The organism is Pseudomonas sp. MT92, assembly GCF_058792515.1.
Map to the genome: position 1 here is coordinate 33,493 of NZ_JBXAFA010000020.1, position 16,013 is coordinate 49,505.

Annotated in this window: 19 protein-coding genes; 9 read left to right on the top strand and 10 right to left on the bottom strand. The window is 60.1% G+C overall.

The window, feature by feature from the left end; translation table 11 throughout:
• Positions 1-56: 56 nt before the first annotated feature.
• On the top strand, positions 57-611 hold the full coding sequence (locus AC1Q6D_RS29085) for a cytochrome c oxidase assembly protein (protein ID WP_047535851.1): 555 nt from the start codon (positions 57-59) through the stop codon (positions 609-611).
• Between the two features lie 25 nt (positions 612-636).
• Positions 637-1,524, top strand: coding sequence for a cytochrome c oxidase subunit 3 (locus AC1Q6D_RS29090; RefSeq protein WP_047535850.1), 888 nt, complete (start codon positions 637-639; stop codon positions 1,522-1,524).
• Positions 1,525-1,574: 50 nt separating this feature from the next.
• Here AC1Q6D_RS29090 and AC1Q6D_RS29095 read toward each other — a convergent pair whose 3' ends face one another.
• Positions 1,575-1,778 (bottom strand): twin transmembrane helix small protein, encoded by a 204-nt coding sequence (locus AC1Q6D_RS29095; protein WP_103405380.1) that lies wholly within the window; start codon positions 1,776-1,778, stop codon positions 1,575-1,577.
• 72 nt (positions 1,779-1,850) lie between these two features.
• Here AC1Q6D_RS29095 and AC1Q6D_RS29100 point away from each other — a divergent pair, with 72 nt between their 5' ends.
• Genes AC1Q6D_RS29100 through AC1Q6D_RS29120 form a run of 5 tightly spaced genes read left to right on the top strand, consistent with a single transcriptional unit; the run spans position 1,851 to position 5,753 of the window.
• A complete protein-coding gene (locus tag AC1Q6D_RS29100; RefSeq protein WP_103405379.1) occupies positions 1,851-2,591 on the top strand; it encodes an SURF1 family protein in 741 nt (246 codons plus the stop codon).
• On the top strand, positions 2,557-3,150 hold the full coding sequence (locus AC1Q6D_RS29105) for a PA_0111/PP_0108 family redox-active disulfide protein (RefSeq protein ID WP_103405378.1): 594 nt from the start codon (positions 2,557-2,559) through the stop codon (positions 3,148-3,150). The genes AC1Q6D_RS29100 and AC1Q6D_RS29105 overlap by 35 nt, the downstream gene beginning before the upstream one ends.
• 10 nt (positions 3,151-3,160) lie before the next feature.
• A complete protein-coding gene (locus AC1Q6D_RS29110; RefSeq protein WP_103405377.1) occupies positions 3,161-4,234 on the top strand; it encodes a COX15/CtaA family protein in 1,074 nt (357 codons plus the stop codon).
• Positions 4,222-5,121 (top strand): heme o synthase, encoded by a 900-nt coding sequence (cyoE, locus tag AC1Q6D_RS29115; RefSeq protein ID WP_047535836.1) that lies wholly within the window; start codon positions 4,222-4,224, stop codon positions 5,119-5,121. Before AC1Q6D_RS29110 ends, cyoE begins: the two co-directional genes overlap by 13 nt.
• Complete coding sequence (locus AC1Q6D_RS29120; protein ID WP_047535832.1) at positions 5,118-5,753, top strand: SCO family protein; 636 nt, start codon at positions 5,118-5,120, stop codon at positions 5,751-5,753. Before cyoE ends, AC1Q6D_RS29120 begins: the two co-directional genes overlap by 4 nt.
• Before the next feature lie 107 nt (positions 5,754-5,860).
• Here AC1Q6D_RS29120 and AC1Q6D_RS29125 read toward each other — a convergent pair whose 3' ends face one another.
• The 3 genes from AC1Q6D_RS29125 to AC1Q6D_RS29135 all read right to left on the bottom strand — a co-directional run bounded on the left by AC1Q6D_RS29125 (position 5,861) and on the right by AC1Q6D_RS29135 (position 8,390).
• Positions 5,861-6,634, bottom strand: a complete 774-nt coding sequence (locus AC1Q6D_RS29125; RefSeq protein ID WP_103405376.1) for a MetQ/NlpA family ABC transporter substrate-binding protein — start codon at positions 6,632-6,634, stop codon at positions 5,861-5,863.
• Positions 6,635-6,708: 74 nt separating this feature from the next.
• Positions 6,709-7,383, bottom strand: a complete 675-nt coding sequence (locus AC1Q6D_RS29130) for a methionine ABC transporter permease (protein ID WP_047535826.1) — start codon at positions 7,381-7,383, stop codon at positions 6,709-6,711.
• The gene (locus AC1Q6D_RS29135) at positions 7,383-8,390 is read right to left on the bottom strand and encodes a methionine ABC transporter ATP-binding protein (RefSeq protein WP_103405375.1); all 1,008 of its coding nucleotides are present in this window, start codon (positions 8,388-8,390) and stop codon (positions 7,383-7,385) included. The genes AC1Q6D_RS29130 and AC1Q6D_RS29135 overlap by 1 nt, the downstream gene beginning before the upstream one ends.
• Positions 8,391-8,599: 209 nt before the next feature.
• Between AC1Q6D_RS29135 and katE the strand changes: the two genes are divergently transcribed.
• Positions 8,600-10,738, top strand: coding sequence for a catalase HPII (katE, locus tag AC1Q6D_RS29140; protein WP_103405374.1), 2,139 nt, complete (start codon positions 8,600-8,602; stop codon positions 10,736-10,738).
• 105 nt (positions 10,739-10,843) lie between these two features.
• Here the strand turns inward: katE and AC1Q6D_RS29145 are convergent, their stop codons facing one another.
• From AC1Q6D_RS29145 to zur, 4 genes are read right to left on the bottom strand one after another with little or no spacing between them, the layout of a single operon-like run.
• Complete coding sequence (locus AC1Q6D_RS29145; RefSeq protein WP_103405373.1) at positions 10,844-11,563, bottom strand: PA5502 family lipoprotein; 720 nt, start codon at positions 11,561-11,563, stop codon at positions 10,844-10,846.
• Positions 11,564-11,600: 37 nt separating this feature from the next.
• Positions 11,601-12,389 (bottom strand): zinc ABC transporter permease subunit ZnuB, encoded by a 789-nt coding sequence (gene znuB / locus AC1Q6D_RS29150; RefSeq protein ID WP_090327107.1) that lies wholly within the window; start codon positions 12,387-12,389, stop codon positions 11,601-11,603.
• Positions 12,382-13,167, bottom strand: a complete 786-nt coding sequence (gene znuC / locus AC1Q6D_RS29155; protein ID WP_103405372.1) for a zinc ABC transporter ATP-binding protein ZnuC — start codon at positions 13,165-13,167, stop codon at positions 12,382-12,384. The genes znuB and znuC overlap by 8 nt, the downstream gene beginning before the upstream one ends.
• Entirely contained in the window at positions 13,167-13,649 is a 483-nt protein-coding gene (zur, locus tag AC1Q6D_RS29160) for a zinc uptake transcriptional repressor Zur (protein WP_103405371.1), read from the bottom strand. The genes znuC and zur overlap by 1 nt, the downstream gene beginning before the upstream one ends.
• Positions 13,650-13,715: 66 nt before the next feature.
• On the opposite strand from zur, the gene AC1Q6D_RS29165 reads away from it, so the two are divergent.
• On the top strand, positions 13,716-14,636 hold the full coding sequence (locus AC1Q6D_RS29165) for a zinc ABC transporter substrate-binding protein (RefSeq protein WP_178083144.1): 921 nt from the start codon (positions 13,716-13,718) through the stop codon (positions 14,634-14,636).
• Positions 14,637-14,681: 45 nt separating this feature from the next.
• Here AC1Q6D_RS29165 and AC1Q6D_RS29170 read toward each other — a convergent pair whose 3' ends face one another.
• Positions 14,682-15,632, bottom strand: coding sequence for a homoserine kinase (locus AC1Q6D_RS29170; RefSeq protein ID WP_103405369.1), 951 nt, complete (start codon positions 15,630-15,632; stop codon positions 14,682-14,684).
• A gap of 57 nt (positions 15,633-15,689) precedes the next feature.
• The gene (locus AC1Q6D_RS29175) at positions 15,690-15,980 is read right to left on the bottom strand and encodes a DUF2782 domain-containing protein (protein WP_103405368.1); all 291 of its coding nucleotides are present in this window, start codon (positions 15,978-15,980) and stop codon (positions 15,690-15,692) included.
• Positions 15,981-16,013: the final 33 nt, after the last annotated feature.

Below are 16,013 nucleotides of genomic sequence, written 5' to 3' on the forward strand. Positions count from 1 at the left end.
GACGACCATCGCGAGCAGGCTCGCGCCTACAGGGGGCCCGGTTGCGGGTTGGAACCATGGCTGACTCGATTTCGATGAAGAAACTGGTCACCCGCCTGCTATTGGTGGTGGTAGCGATGTTTGTCTTCGGCTTTGCCCTGGTGCCCATCTACGACGTGATGTGCAAGGCATTCGGCATCAATGGCAAGACCGCCGGGCAGTATGAGGGCGAGCAAACGGTCGACACCTCGCGGCAGGTTCGCGTGCAGTTTCTGTCGATGAACAACGCCGACATGCCGTGGGAGTTCTATCCCAAGGGTGATGATCTGGTGGCCCATCCGGGGGCGGTGAACGAGATGATCTTCATCGCGCATAACCCCACCGACCGCCCGATGAGCGCCCAGGCCGTCCCGAGCATCGCGCCCAGCACTGCGGCGGCGTATTTCCACAAGACCGAATGTTTTTGCTTTACCCAGCAAGTGCTGCAGCCCGGTCAACGGATCGAGATGCCGGTACGTTTCATCGTTGACCGTGACATGCCCAAGGATGTGAAGCACCTGACGCTGTCCTACACGCTGTTCGATATCACCGCCCGACATCCACCGGTAGTCGTTGCAAACACTGGCGGTTGAGCGTGCCCGATAAGGAGAACAATCAATGGCAACTCATGAACATTATTACGTTCCCGCCCAGAGCAAGTGGCCGATCATTGCCACGCTCGGCATGCTCACCACCGTGTTCGGCCTGGCCACCTGGTTCAACGACCTGAAAGCTGCGCGGCCGGAATCACATGGTCCGCTGATCTTTTTCGTCGGTGGCCTGCTGTTGGCCTACATGTTGTTCGGCTGGTTCGGCGCGGTGATCAAGGAAAGTCGCGGCGGTCTGTACAGCCCGCAGATGGATCGCTCGTTCCGCTGGGGCATGAGCTGGTTCATTTTCTCGGAAGTGATGTTCTTCATCGCCTTTTTCGGCGCGCTGTTTTATGTGCGCCACGTCTCCGGCCCGGCTCTGGGTGGCGAAGGCGCCAAAGGCATCGCCCATATGCTGTGGCCGAACTTCCAGTTCACCTGGCCACTGCTGAACAATCCGGACTCCAAACTCTTCCCGCCGCCCAAGGAGGTCATCAGCCCCTGGGGCCTGCCGCTGCTCAATACCGTATTGCTGGTGAGCTCCAGCGTGACGGTGACCATCGCCCACCACGCCTTGAAGAAAGGCCATCGCGGCGCGCTGAAACTCTGGCTGGCGATCACCGTGCTGCTCGGTTGCGCGTTCCTGACCTTCCAGGCCGAAGAATACATGCACGCCTACCACGAACTGGGCCTGACCCTGGGCTCGGGCATCTATGGCGCCACGTTCTTCATGCTCACCGGCTTCCACGGTGCCCACGTGACCATCGGCACCATCATCCTGTTCGTGATGTTGATGCGGATCATGCGCGGGCACTTCGACGCCGATCACCAGTTCGGCTTCGAGGCGGCGAGTTGGTATTGGCACTTCGTGGACGTGGTGTGGATCGGACTGTTTGTTTTCGTCTACGTGCTTTAAGAGCAGCTATAAGCCGCAAGCTGCAAGCCTCAAGTTGGAAGCGCTTGAAGCTACCACGGAACGTGGGACACCAACTGGCCGCTGAAGAAGCCCCAGGCGATCAAGCCGACGGTGGTGGCGGCCAGTGCAACACGGACACTCAAGGCAATGACGAGGCGGTTCGAGCTGCTGTCGTCCTTGACCAGAAAAAACAGGCCGCTGAACAGGCTGACAACCGTGGCAATCAGCATCAGGACGATGGCTGCTTTGAGCATGGGTAAGACTCCGGGGGGACAAGCGATGCACTTGAGTATAGCTATCGCGATGACCGACTTTCTGGCGACGCCATGAAGCGCTTCCGGCCGGGCATCGTGCCGACACTGGTGGTGGCGCTGTTGCTGCCGCTGCTGGTGTCCTTGGGGTTCTGGCAATTGAGCCGGGGCGCCGAGAAAAGCGCACTGCTGCAAAGCTATACCGAACGCCGGGCCGCCGAGCCGATGGCCAGCACCGAGCTGCAACACACCGCAGACCCGGCCTTTCGCCGCGTGCGCCTGCACGGCCAGTTCGATGCCGCCCACAGCCTGCTGCTGGACAACCGCCAGCGCGACGGCAAAGTCGGGGTCGAGCTGCTGCAACCGTTTCAGGATCAGGCAACAGGGCTCTGGCTGCTGGTCAACCGCGGCTGGCTGCCATGGCCGGACCGGCGCACACCGCCTCAATTCACCACCCCTGCCGAGGCCTTGAGTCTCGACGCGTGGGTCTACGTCTCCCCCGGCGCGACCTTCCAGCTCCATGCCGATCCCAACTCAACGACCTGGCCTCAACTGGTCACGGCGGTTGACCCGGCAAAACTCTGGTCAGCGCTCGAGCGCGAAGGGTTCGCCTTCGAATTACGCGAGGAAAGCGGCCCCGCGTCCTACCAGGCTGACTGGCCGGTGGTCGCCATGGGCCCGGAAAAACACATCGCTTACGCCGTGCAGTGGTTCGCCATGGCGATCGCCCTGTTCGGCCTTTATCTCTACCTCGGCTGGCACAACGCAAAGGAGAAACACCATGGGAGCGGCCATGAATCCACCCAGCATGTCTGAGGCGAAAACGCCGGCGAGTCGGCGCAAGGGTCGCTTGCAGTTGCTGTTGATCCTGCTCGGGGTGATCGGTCCGATGATCCTCGCCACCGGCATGTACAAACTGCAGTTCTGGGTGCCGGAGGGCCGCAGTTATCACGGCGAACTGATCGGCAACGGCCAGACCCGCGCCGACATCGGCGTGCAGGCGCAGGAGGACCGCTGGCAGATGCTGGTCACCGCGCCGAAGGATTGCGCATTGGACTGCCAGCAGTTGGTGTATCTGGCACGGCAAATCCAGATCGGCCTCGGTCGCGATGCCTCTCGCGCCAGCCATGCACTCGCGGCCGCCCAACCGTTGACGTCCGAGTACGACGCCAAACTGACTCGGGAATATCCGCAGCTGCAGCGCTATCCGCTGGATTTGAGCACTTTCAGTCATTCGAACGGCGACAAGACCACGCCGCAACTGTGGATCATCGATCCACACGGCAATCTGGTGCTGCGCTACGACCCGTCGGTCAAGGGCAAGGACTTGCTCAACGACCTGCGCCACCTGCTGAAACTGTCGAACATCGGATAAGGGCATCGTCATGGCCAAACCTGGATTTCGCCTCGCGCTGTTTGCCACCCTGCTGGCACTGATTGTGGTGTTGCTCGGCGCCTATACCCGCCTGACTCACGCCGGCCTCGGCTGCCCGGACTGGCCCGGCTGCTACGGCTTTATCAGTGTGCCGAAAAGCGAAGCCCAACTGGCCCATGCCGAATTGCATTTCCCTGACGCTCCAGTCGAGGCCCACAAGGGCTGGAACGAGATGATCCATCGCTACTTTGCCGGCACCCTCGGCATGCTGATCTCGGTACTGGCCGGACGTGCCTGGATCAATCGCCGGCATCCGGGACAACCGCTGAAGCTGCCGTTGTTCCTGCTGGCGGTGGTGTTTGGCCAAGCGGCGTTCGGCATGTGGACGGTGACGCTCAAGCTCTGGCCGCAAGTCGTCACCGGACATTTGCTGGGCGGCTTTGCCACGCTGAGCCTGTTGTTTCTGCTGACCTTGCGCCTGTCCGGCGTACTGCCGGCGCTGACCGTGCCACGACGCTTGCAACACTGGGCGACGGCCGGGTTGCTGCTGGTGATCCTGCAAATTGCCCTCGGCGGCTGGGTCAGTTCCAACTACGCCGCCGTGGCCTGCATCGACTTCCCGACCTGCCACGGTCAATGGCTGCCCCCGGCCGACTTCGCCAACGGCTTTCACCTGACCCAACACATCGGCCCGAATTACCTCGGCGGGCAACTGGACAGCGATGCCCGCACCGCGATTCACCTGACGCACCGCATCGGCGCGTTGCTGGTGACCCTCGTACTACTGGGTCTGGCGTGGCAACTGAAGGCGGTCGGCATGACGCGCCTGGCGGGCCTGGTACTGATCGCTCTCGCCGCACAAATCACCCTCGGTATCAGCAACGTGCTGTTTCATCTGCCCCTGCCAGTGGCCGTCGCGCACAACGCCGGGGGCGCTGCGCTGCTGCTGACGATGGTGTTGGTCAATTATCACGCCCGCACCAGCCTGATTCGGGTCAAGCAACCGGCTCGCTGGCGCTTCAGTCCGCGTAAACAAACAGCCGGGCCCATAACAATAAAAGGAGAGATGCCATGGCGATTCTGATCGGCGAACGTCCCAGTCAGGCGATCTGGCGTGACTACCTGGAGCTGACCAAACCGAAAGTAGTGGTGCTGATGCTCATCACCTCGCTGGTGGGGATGTTCCTCGCGACCCGCGCCGGCGTGCCGTGGACCGTGTTGCTGTTCGGCAATCTGGGGATCGCCCTGTGCGCGGGCGGTGCGGCAGCGGTCAACCATGTGGTGGACCGGCGCATCGATGCGGTGATGGCCCGCACGCACAAACGGCCACTGGCTGAAGGCCGGGTGACACCGGCCGCCGCGCTGACCTTTGCCCTGGTGCTGGCGGTGCTCGGCCAGGCCTTGCTGCTGGCCTTTACCAATCCGCTGACGGCCTGGCTGACCCTCGCCTCCCTGCTCGGCTATGCCGTGGTGTACACCGGTTTCCTCAAGCGCGCGACGCCGCAGAACATCGTCATTGGCGGGCTGGCCGGTGCCGCTCCGCCCTTGCTCGGCTGGACCGCCGCCACCGGTCATGTCAGCGCCGAACCGCTGTTGTTGGTCCTGATCATCTTCGCCTGGACCCCGCCACACTTCTGGGCCCTGGCCATTCACCGCAAAGAGGAATACGCCAAGGCTGATATTCCGATGCTGCCGGTGACCCATGGCGAGCATTACACCAAGGTGCATATCCTGCTTTATACCGGCGCGCTGCTGGCCGTCAGCCTGATGCCCTACGTGATTCACATGAGTGGCCTGCTCTACCTGATTTGCGCCATCGGACTGGGCGCCCGATTTCTGCAATGGGCGGTGGTGCTGTACCGTGGCACTCGGCCGCACGCGGCGATCAACACCTTCAAGTACTCTATTTACTACTTGTTCCTGCTGTTCATCGCCCTGCTCGTTGACCACTACTTATTGTTGAATCTATGACTCGAACCCAGAAAACCGTCTTCATCCTCGTCGCCCTGATCGCGCTGGTCCTGGGCCTGACCATCAACAAAGTGCTGTCGGGCAAAGGCCAGGGCGACCCGACGGCGCTGATCGATGCGGGAATCATCCTGCTGCCGCAAAGCCGCAGTCTGCCGAGCGTGACGATGACCAATCAGGACGGCCAACCGGTCACGATCAACGAGTTGAAAGGCAAATGGAGCCTGCTGTTCTTCGGCTACACCTTCTGCCCGGACATCTGCCCGACCACCCTCGCCCAACTGCGCCAGATCAAAAGCGAACTGCCACCCGAAGCGGTGGACAAGTTGCAGATCATACTGGTCAGCGTCGACCCGAATCGCGACACGCCCAAGCAGCTCAAGCAGTACCTGGGCTACTTCGATCCACAGTTCATCGGCCTGGCCCCGGCATCGGTCGAAGAACTGCAAAAAGTCGCCAATGCCGTGAGCATCCCGTTCATTCCGGCGGACACCAGCAAACCGAACTACACCGTCGACCACAGCGGCAACCTGGCGGTGATCGGACCGGACGGGACACAGCGCGGTTTTATCCGGGCGCCGTTGAACAACCAGAAACTGGTGGCGCAATTGCCGGTGATGTTGAAGCGTCAGTGAGAACACCACGGAACCGGTAGGAGCGGGCTTGCTTCCACAGAGTCCGTTTTTCAGGCATAAAAAATGGGGCGCATTCAATGCGCCCCATTTTTTGTTAACACTTCAGATCAGAACGCCGGCACTACCGCGCCTTTGTACTTCTCGAGAATGAACGCTTTCACTTCCGGGCTGTGCAGCGCAGCAACCAGTTTCTTCATCGCATCGCTGTCCTTGTCGTCCGGACGGGCCACGAGGATGTTCACGTAAGGCGAGTCGCTGCCTTCGATGACCAGAGCATCCTTGGCCGGATCGAGTTTGGCTTCCAGGGCGTAGTTGGTGTTGATCAGGGCCAGGTCGACCTGGGTCAGCACGCGCGGGATGGTCGCGGCTTCCAGTTCACGGATTTTCAGGTCCTTGGGGTTCTCGGTGATGTCCTTGACGGTCGACAGGATGTTGTTCGAATCCTTCAACTTGATCAGGCCAGCCTTCGCCAGCAGCAGCAAGGCGCGACCGCCGTTGGTGGCGTCGTTCGGGATCACCACGTTTGCGCCGCCCGGCAGGTCTTCCAGTTTTTTATGCTTGCTGGAGTAGGCGCCCAGCGGCTCCAGGTGTACACCGGCTACCGAAACCAGGTGAGTGCCCTTGGCCTTGTTGAATTCATCGAGGTACGGCTGGTGCTGGAAGAAGTTGGCATCCAGGCGTTTTTCCGCAACCTGCACGTTCGGCTGGATGTAGTCGGTGAAGACCTTGACCTTCAGGTCCACGCCTTCTTTGGCCAGGGCCGGTTTAACGAATTCGAGGATTTCCGCGTGTGGAACCGGGGTCGCCGCAACCGTCAGGGTGTCGGCAGCGTGAGCGGAAAAAGCTGCAACGGCAGCGAAGGCGACGAGTAGTTTTTTCATTCAGCTAACTCCTTGTGGGTACTCGCTGGCGACGCCTGAAACCAGCGCCTGCCAGCCAATGGCCAGTTCATTGATCATTTACGGGAAAAGTGGACAACCAGTTTGTCGCCGACGGTTTGCAGTACCTGAACCAGTACCAACAGTAAAATCACGGTGACCACCATCACATCAGTTTGAAAACGCTGGTAACCGAAACGAATCGCCAGGTCACCCAGCCCACCCGCACCGACCACACCCGCCATCGCCGTGTAGGACACCAGTGTAATCGCTGTCACCGTAATCGCCGCGAAGATGCCCGGACGGGCTTCAGGCAGCAACGCATTGGTGATGATCTGCCGCGTCGTCGCGCCCATGGATTGGGTCGCTTCGATGATGCCGCGATCCACTTCACGCAACGCGGTTTCCACCAGTCGCGCGAAGAACGGCGTGGCGCCCACCACCAGTGGCGGAATCGCACCGGCGACACCCAGGGAGGTACCGGTGATCAACACGGTGAACGGGATCATCACGATCAGCAAAATGATGAACGGCAGCGAGCGCAGGATGTTCACCACCAGCGACAACATCGCGTAGATGCCTTTGGCTTCCAGCAACTGACGCGGGCTGCAGAGGAACAACAACACACCCAGCGGCAGACCCAACAATACGGTGAACAACAGCGAACCACCGAGCATCAGCAAGGTGTCACCGGTGGCCAGCCAGATTTCGAACCAGTCGATATTGGCGAAGAAACTTGTCAGGGCTTCCATTAACGCAGCACCTCCATGTGGACGTCGGCGGCGCTGAAGCGGGCGAAGGCCGCCTCCATGTCACCACCGGTCACGGCCAGGGTCAGTTGCCCGTAGGGAATGTCTTTGATGCGATCGATACGACCGGCGAGGATGCTGTAGTCCACCCCCGTTTCCCGCGCGACGGTACCCAGCAGCGGCGCGTAGGTCGCTTCGCCCTGGAAGGTCAGACGCAGGATGCGCCCCGGTACGTGAGCGAAATCATCGCGCTGTTCGCTTTCGTCGATTTGCTCGTCTTCTTGCACGAAGCGCTTGGTGGTCGGGTGCTTCGGATGCAGGAACACCTCGGCCACCGAGCCTTGCTCGACGATCACGCCAGCGTCCATCACCGCCACCTGGTCACAGACACGACGGATCACATCCATCTCATGGGTAATCAGCACAATGGTCAGCTTCAGCTCGCGATTGATTTCGGCCAGCAATTGCAGAACCGAGGCCGTGGTCTGTGGGTCCAGGGCACTGGTGGCTTCGTCGCACAGCAGGATTTTCGGCTTGGTCGCCAGGGCGCGGGCAATGCCGACACGCTGCTTTTGACCGCCAGACAATTGCGCCGGGTACTTTTTGGCGTGGTCGGACAAACCGACCCGAGCCAGCAATTCGGCCACACGCCGATCAATGTCAGCACGCGACAGCTCACCGGCCAGGGTCAGTGGCAGCGCGACGTTGTCGGCAACGGTCTTGGACGCCAGCAAATTGAAATGCTGGAAGATCATCCCGACCTGTTGACGGAAACGGCGCAAACCGTTGGCGTCGAGCGCCGTGACTTCTTCGCCGTCGACGATGATCTTGCCGCCACTGGAGTTTTCCAGGCGATTGATCAGGCGCAGCAGGGTACTTTTTCCCGCACCGGAATGGCCGATCAGGCCAAAGACCTGACCGTTCTCAATCGTCAGACTGGTCGGGTGCAGGGCGGGAATTTCCTTACCGGCGACGCGGTAGGTTTTATGGACGTTTTGAAACTCGATCACGTAGCGAACCTTGTGGGGCGCGTTAGAAAAGGATCAGCGGTTAGCCGGGCGCGCATTTTAGCCTGTCCGTATAGAGGTTCTTAGCATTTATTTCGCATTCAACCAGCCATTTGGCAATAACGCGATCAAAGGTCAGATAAAAGGAACGGTCAAAAACGTCATCAGTCACTACTAAGGCCACTCGAAAATAGCCCGAGGAGTTATGCCTGATGAGTACCAAGAAGCCTGCCGCCCCCAAGAGCGCACTGGCCGGGACCGATACCCTGGACCGCAGCAATACCAACGCCAAACTCGATAGCCTGGAAAAATTCCGCTCCGACGCCACCGATCAGGCCTTGCGCACCAATCAGGGCGTGAAGGTGGCGGATAATCAAAACACCCTGAAGGCCGGGGCCCGCGGGCCTTCGCTGCTGGAAGACTTCATCATGCGTGAAAAAATCACGCACTTTGACCATGAACGCATTCCCGAGCGCATCGTTCACGCTAGGGGCACGGGTGCCCATGGCTACTTTCAGTCCTACGAGAACCATAGCGTGCTGACCAAGGCGGGTTTCCTGCAGGACCCAAGCCAAAAAACGCCGGTATTCGTTCGTTTTTCCACCGTGCAAGGCCCTCGTGGATCGGGCGACACGGTCCGGGACGTACGAGGCTTCGCGGTGAAGTTTTTCACCGACGAAGGCAACTTCGATCTGGTGGGCAACAACATGCCGGTGTTTTTCATTCAGGACGCCATCAAGTTTCCTGACTTCGTGCACGCGGTGAAACCCGAACCTCACAATGAGATACCCACCGGCGGCTCGGCCCACGATACGTTCTGGGACTTTGTCTCGTTGCAACCGGAATCGGCGCACATGGTGATCTGGGCCATGTCCGACCGGGCGATCCCGAAAAGCCTGCGCAGCATGCAGGGGTTCGGCGTTCACACTTTTCGCCTGATCAATGCCGAAGGAAAATCACGCTTCGTCAAATTCCACTGGCGTCCTACGGCCGGGACTTGTTCGCTGGTGTGGGATGAAGCGCAGAAACTGGCGGGCAAGGACACCGACTACCACCGTCGCGACCTCTGGGAATCCATCGAGATGGGGGACTACCCGGAATGGGAGCTCGGCGTACAGGTGATCGAAGAGGAAAACGAACACGCTTTTGACTTCGATATCCTCGACCCCACCAAACTGATTCCGGAAGAGCTGGTACCCATCACACCGCTGGGCAAAATGGTGCTCAATCGCAACCCCGATAACTTCTTTGCCGAAACCGAGCAGGTCGCTTTCTGTCCGGGCCACATTGTGCCGGGAATCGATTTCTCCAACGATCCGCTGCTGCAAGGACGGCTGTTTTCCTACACCGATACGCAGATCAGCCGACTCGGCGGACCGAACTTTCACGAGATTCCCATCAACCGTCCGGTCACGCCGTTCCACAACGGCCAGCGGGATGCGCTACACCGCACCACGATTGATAAGGGCCGCGCCTCCTACGAACCAAACTCAATCGACGGCGGCTGGCCGAAAGAAACACCACCCGCCGCGCAGGATGGCGGTTTCGAGACGTATGCCGAACGCATCGACGCCAACAAGATTCGTCAGCGCAGCGAGTCGTTCAGCGACCACTTCTCCCAGGCACGGCTGTTTTTCCACAGCATGAGCCAGCATGAGCAGGAGCACATCATCTCGGCGTACAGCTTCGAGCTGGGCAAGGTTGAACGGGAGTTCATCCGCGCACGGCAAGTGAACGAAATCCTCGCCAACATCGACCTGGAACTGGCCAAGCGTGTGGCGCAGAACCTCGGCTTGCCGGCACCGAAGGCCGGAACGGTCGCTGTGCCGAAGATTTCTCTGGAGCGTTCGCCTGCCCTGAGCCAGGCCAATCTGCTACCGGGCCATATCAAGACGCGAAAAGTCGCCATCCTTGCAGCCAACGGTGTCGATGGTGCGGCCATTGATGCCATGAAGAAAGCGCTGGAAGCCGAAGGTGCGCACGCCAAACTGCTTGGCCCGACTTCCGCCCCCGTGACGACCGCCGATGGCAAGGCATTGCCAGTGGATGCATCCATGGAAGGTTTGCCTTCCGTAGCGTTCGACGCCGTTTTCGTGCCCGGCGGTGCAGCGTCGATCAAGGCCTTGAGCGCGGACGGCGTAGCCCTGCATTACCTGTTGGAGGCTTACAAACACTTGAAGGCGATTGCGCTGCAGGGCGAGGCGAAGCAGTTACTGGATGTGTTGAAACTGGAAGCCGACGCGGGGTTGATCGTCGGCGTGGATGCCAAGCTGATCAAGCCGTTTTTTGCGGCCATCGGGCAGCATCGGGTTTGGGACAGGGAGCCGAAGGCCAAGGCTGTTCCGGCCTGAAAATTTATAGCGATTGAAAGGCCGTCATCGAGAGCAAGCTCGCTCCTACCGTTGATTTGCAATGAACACAAATCAAACGTGGGAGCGAGCCTGCTCGCGATGCTTTTAAGGTTTTTTGCGAGGGCTGAGCACCATCTGCGCCGGAACGCTGCGCAGGATCTGCCGCTCCAGCTTCAGGTCGAACTCCGGATCGAGTTTCTTCACCCGCTTGCTCAGCAAATTCGCCAACCAGGGGTAATCATCAGTACGCGGAGCCTGAATGCTCACATCACACTGAAAATTCACCACATCGGCGGCGATAGCGTCCAGTTGTCGACGTAATTTGCCCATATCGTTGATATTCAGCGCAACCGTGGTGCTTTCAGCCGTGGGGTCTATGACCTTGGCTTTTGGCTGGGCTTCGGCCGCCTTGAGAGCAGCTTCGGCCTTTTCCAGTTCAGCCTTGCGCGCCTGGGCGATGGCGCCATTGACCCCACCGGTCAGCGCTGGGGCCTTGGGCATCAGCGCTCGAGCGCGACTCAGAGCAGTGGCTGCGGCGTTTACATCACCTTTTTGCAACACGATCTGACTGCGCATCAAATAGGCTTCAGCCAGTTGACGCTGATATTGCTCAAGGGATTGATCGTTGGGCGATTCGGCCTGCAAGGCAGCCAGTTGATCTTCCGCCGTGGCCAGTTCGCTGCTGGCCAGACTTTGCTCAAGCTGTGCAATGGCGGCGGCCCGCGCATCGGGGGCTTCGGTGGCCGCCGGTGGCGTGCTTTGGCAAGCGCCCAGCAGCACGGAAAATGCGACAAGGAGCAGATAACGGGAGGCGAACGACTTCATTCCTGCGACTCTCTATTTGCGCAAAAAACGAGCAAGTCTACACCCCTCGACGGGGCAGAACAAAACTCAGCAGAAACAGCGCGGCGGCCGCCACCACAATTGACGGGCCGGCCGGGGTGTCCTTGAACCAGGACAACGCCAATCCGCCACACACGGCGAGTATGCCCAGCAGGCTCGCACCCAGTGCCATCTGCTCCGGTGAGCGGGCGTGACGCTGTGCCGCAGCCGCCGGGATGATCAGCAACGAAGTGATCAACAACACACCGACGATTTTCATCGCCACGGCAATCACCACGGCGATCAACAGCATCAGCGCCATGCGTAATCCGGCTACGGGTAAGCCCTCGACCCTGGCCAGCTCCTCGTGCACGGTAATGGCCAACAACGGCCGCCACAAGGCTACCAGCAGCGCCAGAACGGCCGCGCTACCACCCAGGATCCAGGCCAGATCGGTCGGGCTGATCGCCAGCAGGTCGCCGAACAAATACGCCATCAGGTCGATCCGCACTTCGTGCATGAAGCTTAGTACCACCAGGCCCAGAGAGAGCGTGCTGGGTGCAAGAATTCCCAAAAGCGTGTCAGACGCCAGCGGCTGACGCTGTTGCAAAGTCACCAGCAACACCGCCAACAGCAAGCAGCCCACGGTCACCGCAACCGTCGGACTGACATCCAGCAAAAAACCCAACGCCACGCCCAGCAGGGCCGCGTGGGACAAGGTGTCGCCAAAATAAGCCATGCGCCGCCAGACCACGAAGGAACCCAGAGGCCCCGCGACTACCGCCAGGGCCAGACCTGCAAGCAGGGCGTAGAGCAGAAAATCAGCCATGCTTGCAGCTATCTCCATGGACATGGGTGTGGCCCGATCCGGGCGCCTTGACCACCGAGCCATGCAGATCGTGGGCGTGGTCGTGATGGTGGTGATAAATCGCCAGGCTTTGTGCGTTTTTTCCGAACAGCTCGACGAAGGCCGGATCGCCGCTGACCTGCTCAGGGTGACCGGAACAGCAAACGTGGCGATTGAGGCAAACCACCTGGTCAGTGGTGCTCATCACCAGGTGCAGGTCGTGCGACACCATCAACACCCCGCAACCGTGGCGGTCACGCAATCGGGTAATCAAACTGTAGAGTTCGGCCTGACCGGCCACATCGACACCTTGCACCGGTTCGTCGAGCACCAGCAGTTCCGGCTCGCGCAACAAGGCCCTTGCCAACAAGACACGCTGCATTTCACCGCCGGAAACACTTTGCACCGGGCTGTCGATCACCTGCCCGGCACCGACTTCCTTGAGGGCCGCCAGGGCCATCGCGCGGTCCACGCCCGGCACCAGACGCAAGAAGCGCAGAACCGAGAGTGGCAGTGTCGGATCGACGTGAAGTTTTTGCGGCATGTAACCGATGCGCAGTTTCGGCTTGCGCCAGACGCTGCCACTGTCCGGTTTCAACAGACCGAGCACAGCGCGCACCAACGTCGTCTTGCCTGCGCCATTGGGGCCGATCAATGTGACGATCTGGCCCGGTTCGACGCTCAACTCGATGTTATCCAGCACACTTTGCCCGGCAAACGTGACGGCAACCTGCTCGAGGCGGATCAGCGCGTTGCTCATCAAGCCCCCTGACAACCTGAGCAAAGACCAATCACTTCGACGGTCTGGCCTTCGACGACGAACCCGACATCCTGGGCGCTGGCGATGATCGCGTCGCTGATGGACTTCTGTTCGAGCTCGATCGCCGCGTGACAGGCGCGGCAAATCAGGAACTGGCCCTGATGCGCGTGCTCCGGGTGATTGCAGCCGATGAAGGCGTTGAGCGAGGAGATCCGGTGAACCAGGCCGTTCTCCAATAGAAAATCCAGCGCCCGGTACACGGTCGGTGGCGCGGCGCGGCGGCCGTCCTGCTCACTCAGCACCGCGAGAATGTCGTACGCGCCCAGCGGTTTGTGGCTTTGCCACACCAGTTCCAGCACCCGCCGGCGCAAGGCGGTCAAGCGCAGGCCCTGGCGCGCGCACAGCGCATCGGCCTCGGACAAAGCGCTGTGAACGCAATGAGAGTGGTCGTGGGGACGGCTGGCAATCGGTGTTTTAGGCATGAGCGGCGACGCGTATGGTGAGAGACGTTATTATGTTACCCGTTCTCGCCTCTTCGAGTGGTCATCGTGTCCCGACTTTTTTCTGTTTTTGTCGCATTTATCGCCAGTTTTCTGCTGATCGGTTCGGCCCACGCCGAAGTCAAAGTCCTCACCAGCATCAAGCCGCTGCAATTGATTGCCACTGCGGTGCAGGACGGCGTGGCGATTCCGGAAGTACTGCTGCCGCCGGGAGCCTCACCGCATAACTATGCCTTGCGCCCTTCCGACGTACGAAAAGTGCAATCGGTGGATCTGCTGTACTGGATCGGTCCGGACATGGAAGGTTTCCTGCCACGCGTGCTGAACGGTCGTACGCTGCCGAGCGTCGCCGTTCAGGATCTGCCGGGCATGAAGCTGCGCCGTTTCGCCGAAGATAGCCACTCGCATGCCGAAGATGCCGACGAACATGATCACGATCACCGACCCGGCAGCCTGGACGCACATTTGTGGCTATCGCCAACCAACGCCCGTGTCATCGCGGCGAAAATGGCGGCTGACCTCAGTGCAGCCGATCCTGCCAACGCCACGCGCTATCAAAGCAATCTCAAGGCGTTCGATGAACGTCTCGATGCGCTGGATCTGCGCCTGAAGAAACGTCTGGCCGGCATTGAAGGCAAGCCTTACTTCGTGTTCCACGAAGCCTTCGATTACTTCGAGGACGCTTATGGGCTCAAGCACACCGGTGTTTTCAGTGTTGCAGCCGAAGTGCAGCCCGGCGCCCAGCATGTCGCGGCGATGCGCGCGCGGCTGCAGGAAGTGGGCAAGACCTGCGTGTTCAGCGAACCGCCGCTGCGTCCGCGCCTGGCGGAAACCCTGGTGGCCGGGCTGCCGGTGAAACTGGCGGAACTGGATGCGCTGGGCGGATACACGCCCGCGACTGCCCAGGGGTATGAGCAGGTAATGGAAAAATTGGGCAATGACCTGGCAGGCTGCCTGGAGTCGCTATAAGTGACGCGAAACCAGTGGTGAGGGGGATTACCCCCTCACTACCCATCAAAGAGCGAAAGGTAGCGGCGTATTGACCTTCTGCCGCTGCGCCAACCGCAGTTGGAACTCCATCGGATCGTGAATCAACACGTCCTGCCCGGCGAACGACTCCGCTGCGATCAGGCGTGACAGCCAGAAGCGCACGCAAGCCACACGCAGCATGGTCGGCCATAGCTCGGCTTCGGCAGCAGTGAATGGCCGAAGGGCCGCATAGGCCCCCAACAACGCCCGGGCGCGTGGCCCATCGATCAATCCCTCTTCGTCTGAACACCAGTCATTCAAGGCAATCGCCACGTCGTAGAGCATCGGCCCCGAACAGGCGTTGTAGAAGTCGATCAGCCCGGTCAGGTGCGTACCTTCGAACATCGCGTTGTCGCGGAACAGATCGGCATGGATGTTCGCTCGCGGCAGCGCCAGAATTTTCTCTTTTTGCTGAGTGATTTCTTCCAGAGCCCGTTGCAGCAGGTTTTTCTGCTCGGCATTCAGGTGCGACAGAAACTGCGCGCCCTCTTCCTGCATCCAGTCGAGGCCGCGATCGGTTTTGCGCTTGATCATGTTGGCTTGGGTCGCCAAGTGCAGGTGACCGAGCAGCTCGCCGACTTGCGCGCAATGTTGCGCATTGGCTTGCTTGATGTGCTTGCCGGCCAGGCGCGGTTGCAACAGCGCTGGCTTGCCGGCCAGTTCGCGCAGGGCAACACCGTCGGTGGTGCGCAAGGCGTAAGGCACCGGCAGATCGGCTTCGTGAAGCACGTCGAGCAGTTCGATGAAGAACGGCATCTCCTGAACTGGACCACGCTCGACCAGGGTCAGGACGAATTCGCCCTGCTCCAGGCTGATAAAGAAATTGGTGTTTTCGCTACCGGCGGCAATCCCCTGGAAATCAAGCAGGCGGCCAAGGCCATAAGGGGCGAGAAAAGCTTCCAGCTCGGGCCGAGCCAGGGGGGTGAACACAGACATGTTTAAACTGCCAGTACGGGCGCCGCCAGCAGGCCAGCGCCGATTGAAATTAAGAAACTATTTCCACTCAAAGATCTTCCACGCCGGAATCAGCATATCCGGCTGATCCGAGCGGATGTAGTTTGCATCGGTGCCATCGGCACGCACAAGAAAGTACGGTTTACCTATTTTCGGCGTGACCTTGATGGCATACAAAAAACCATTCTGCCGATATTCCTGAATGGTTTTATCGCCTTCCGTGCGAATGGTTACTTCCGGATCTGCGGAAGGCGCATTGTCCGCCGCCATGGCGGCTAATGGAGCGATCGCAAACAAGCCAGCCAGCAACAGGCGATTGAGTGTGCACATGATAACCTTGTCCCTTTGTCGTCAACGGTCCCG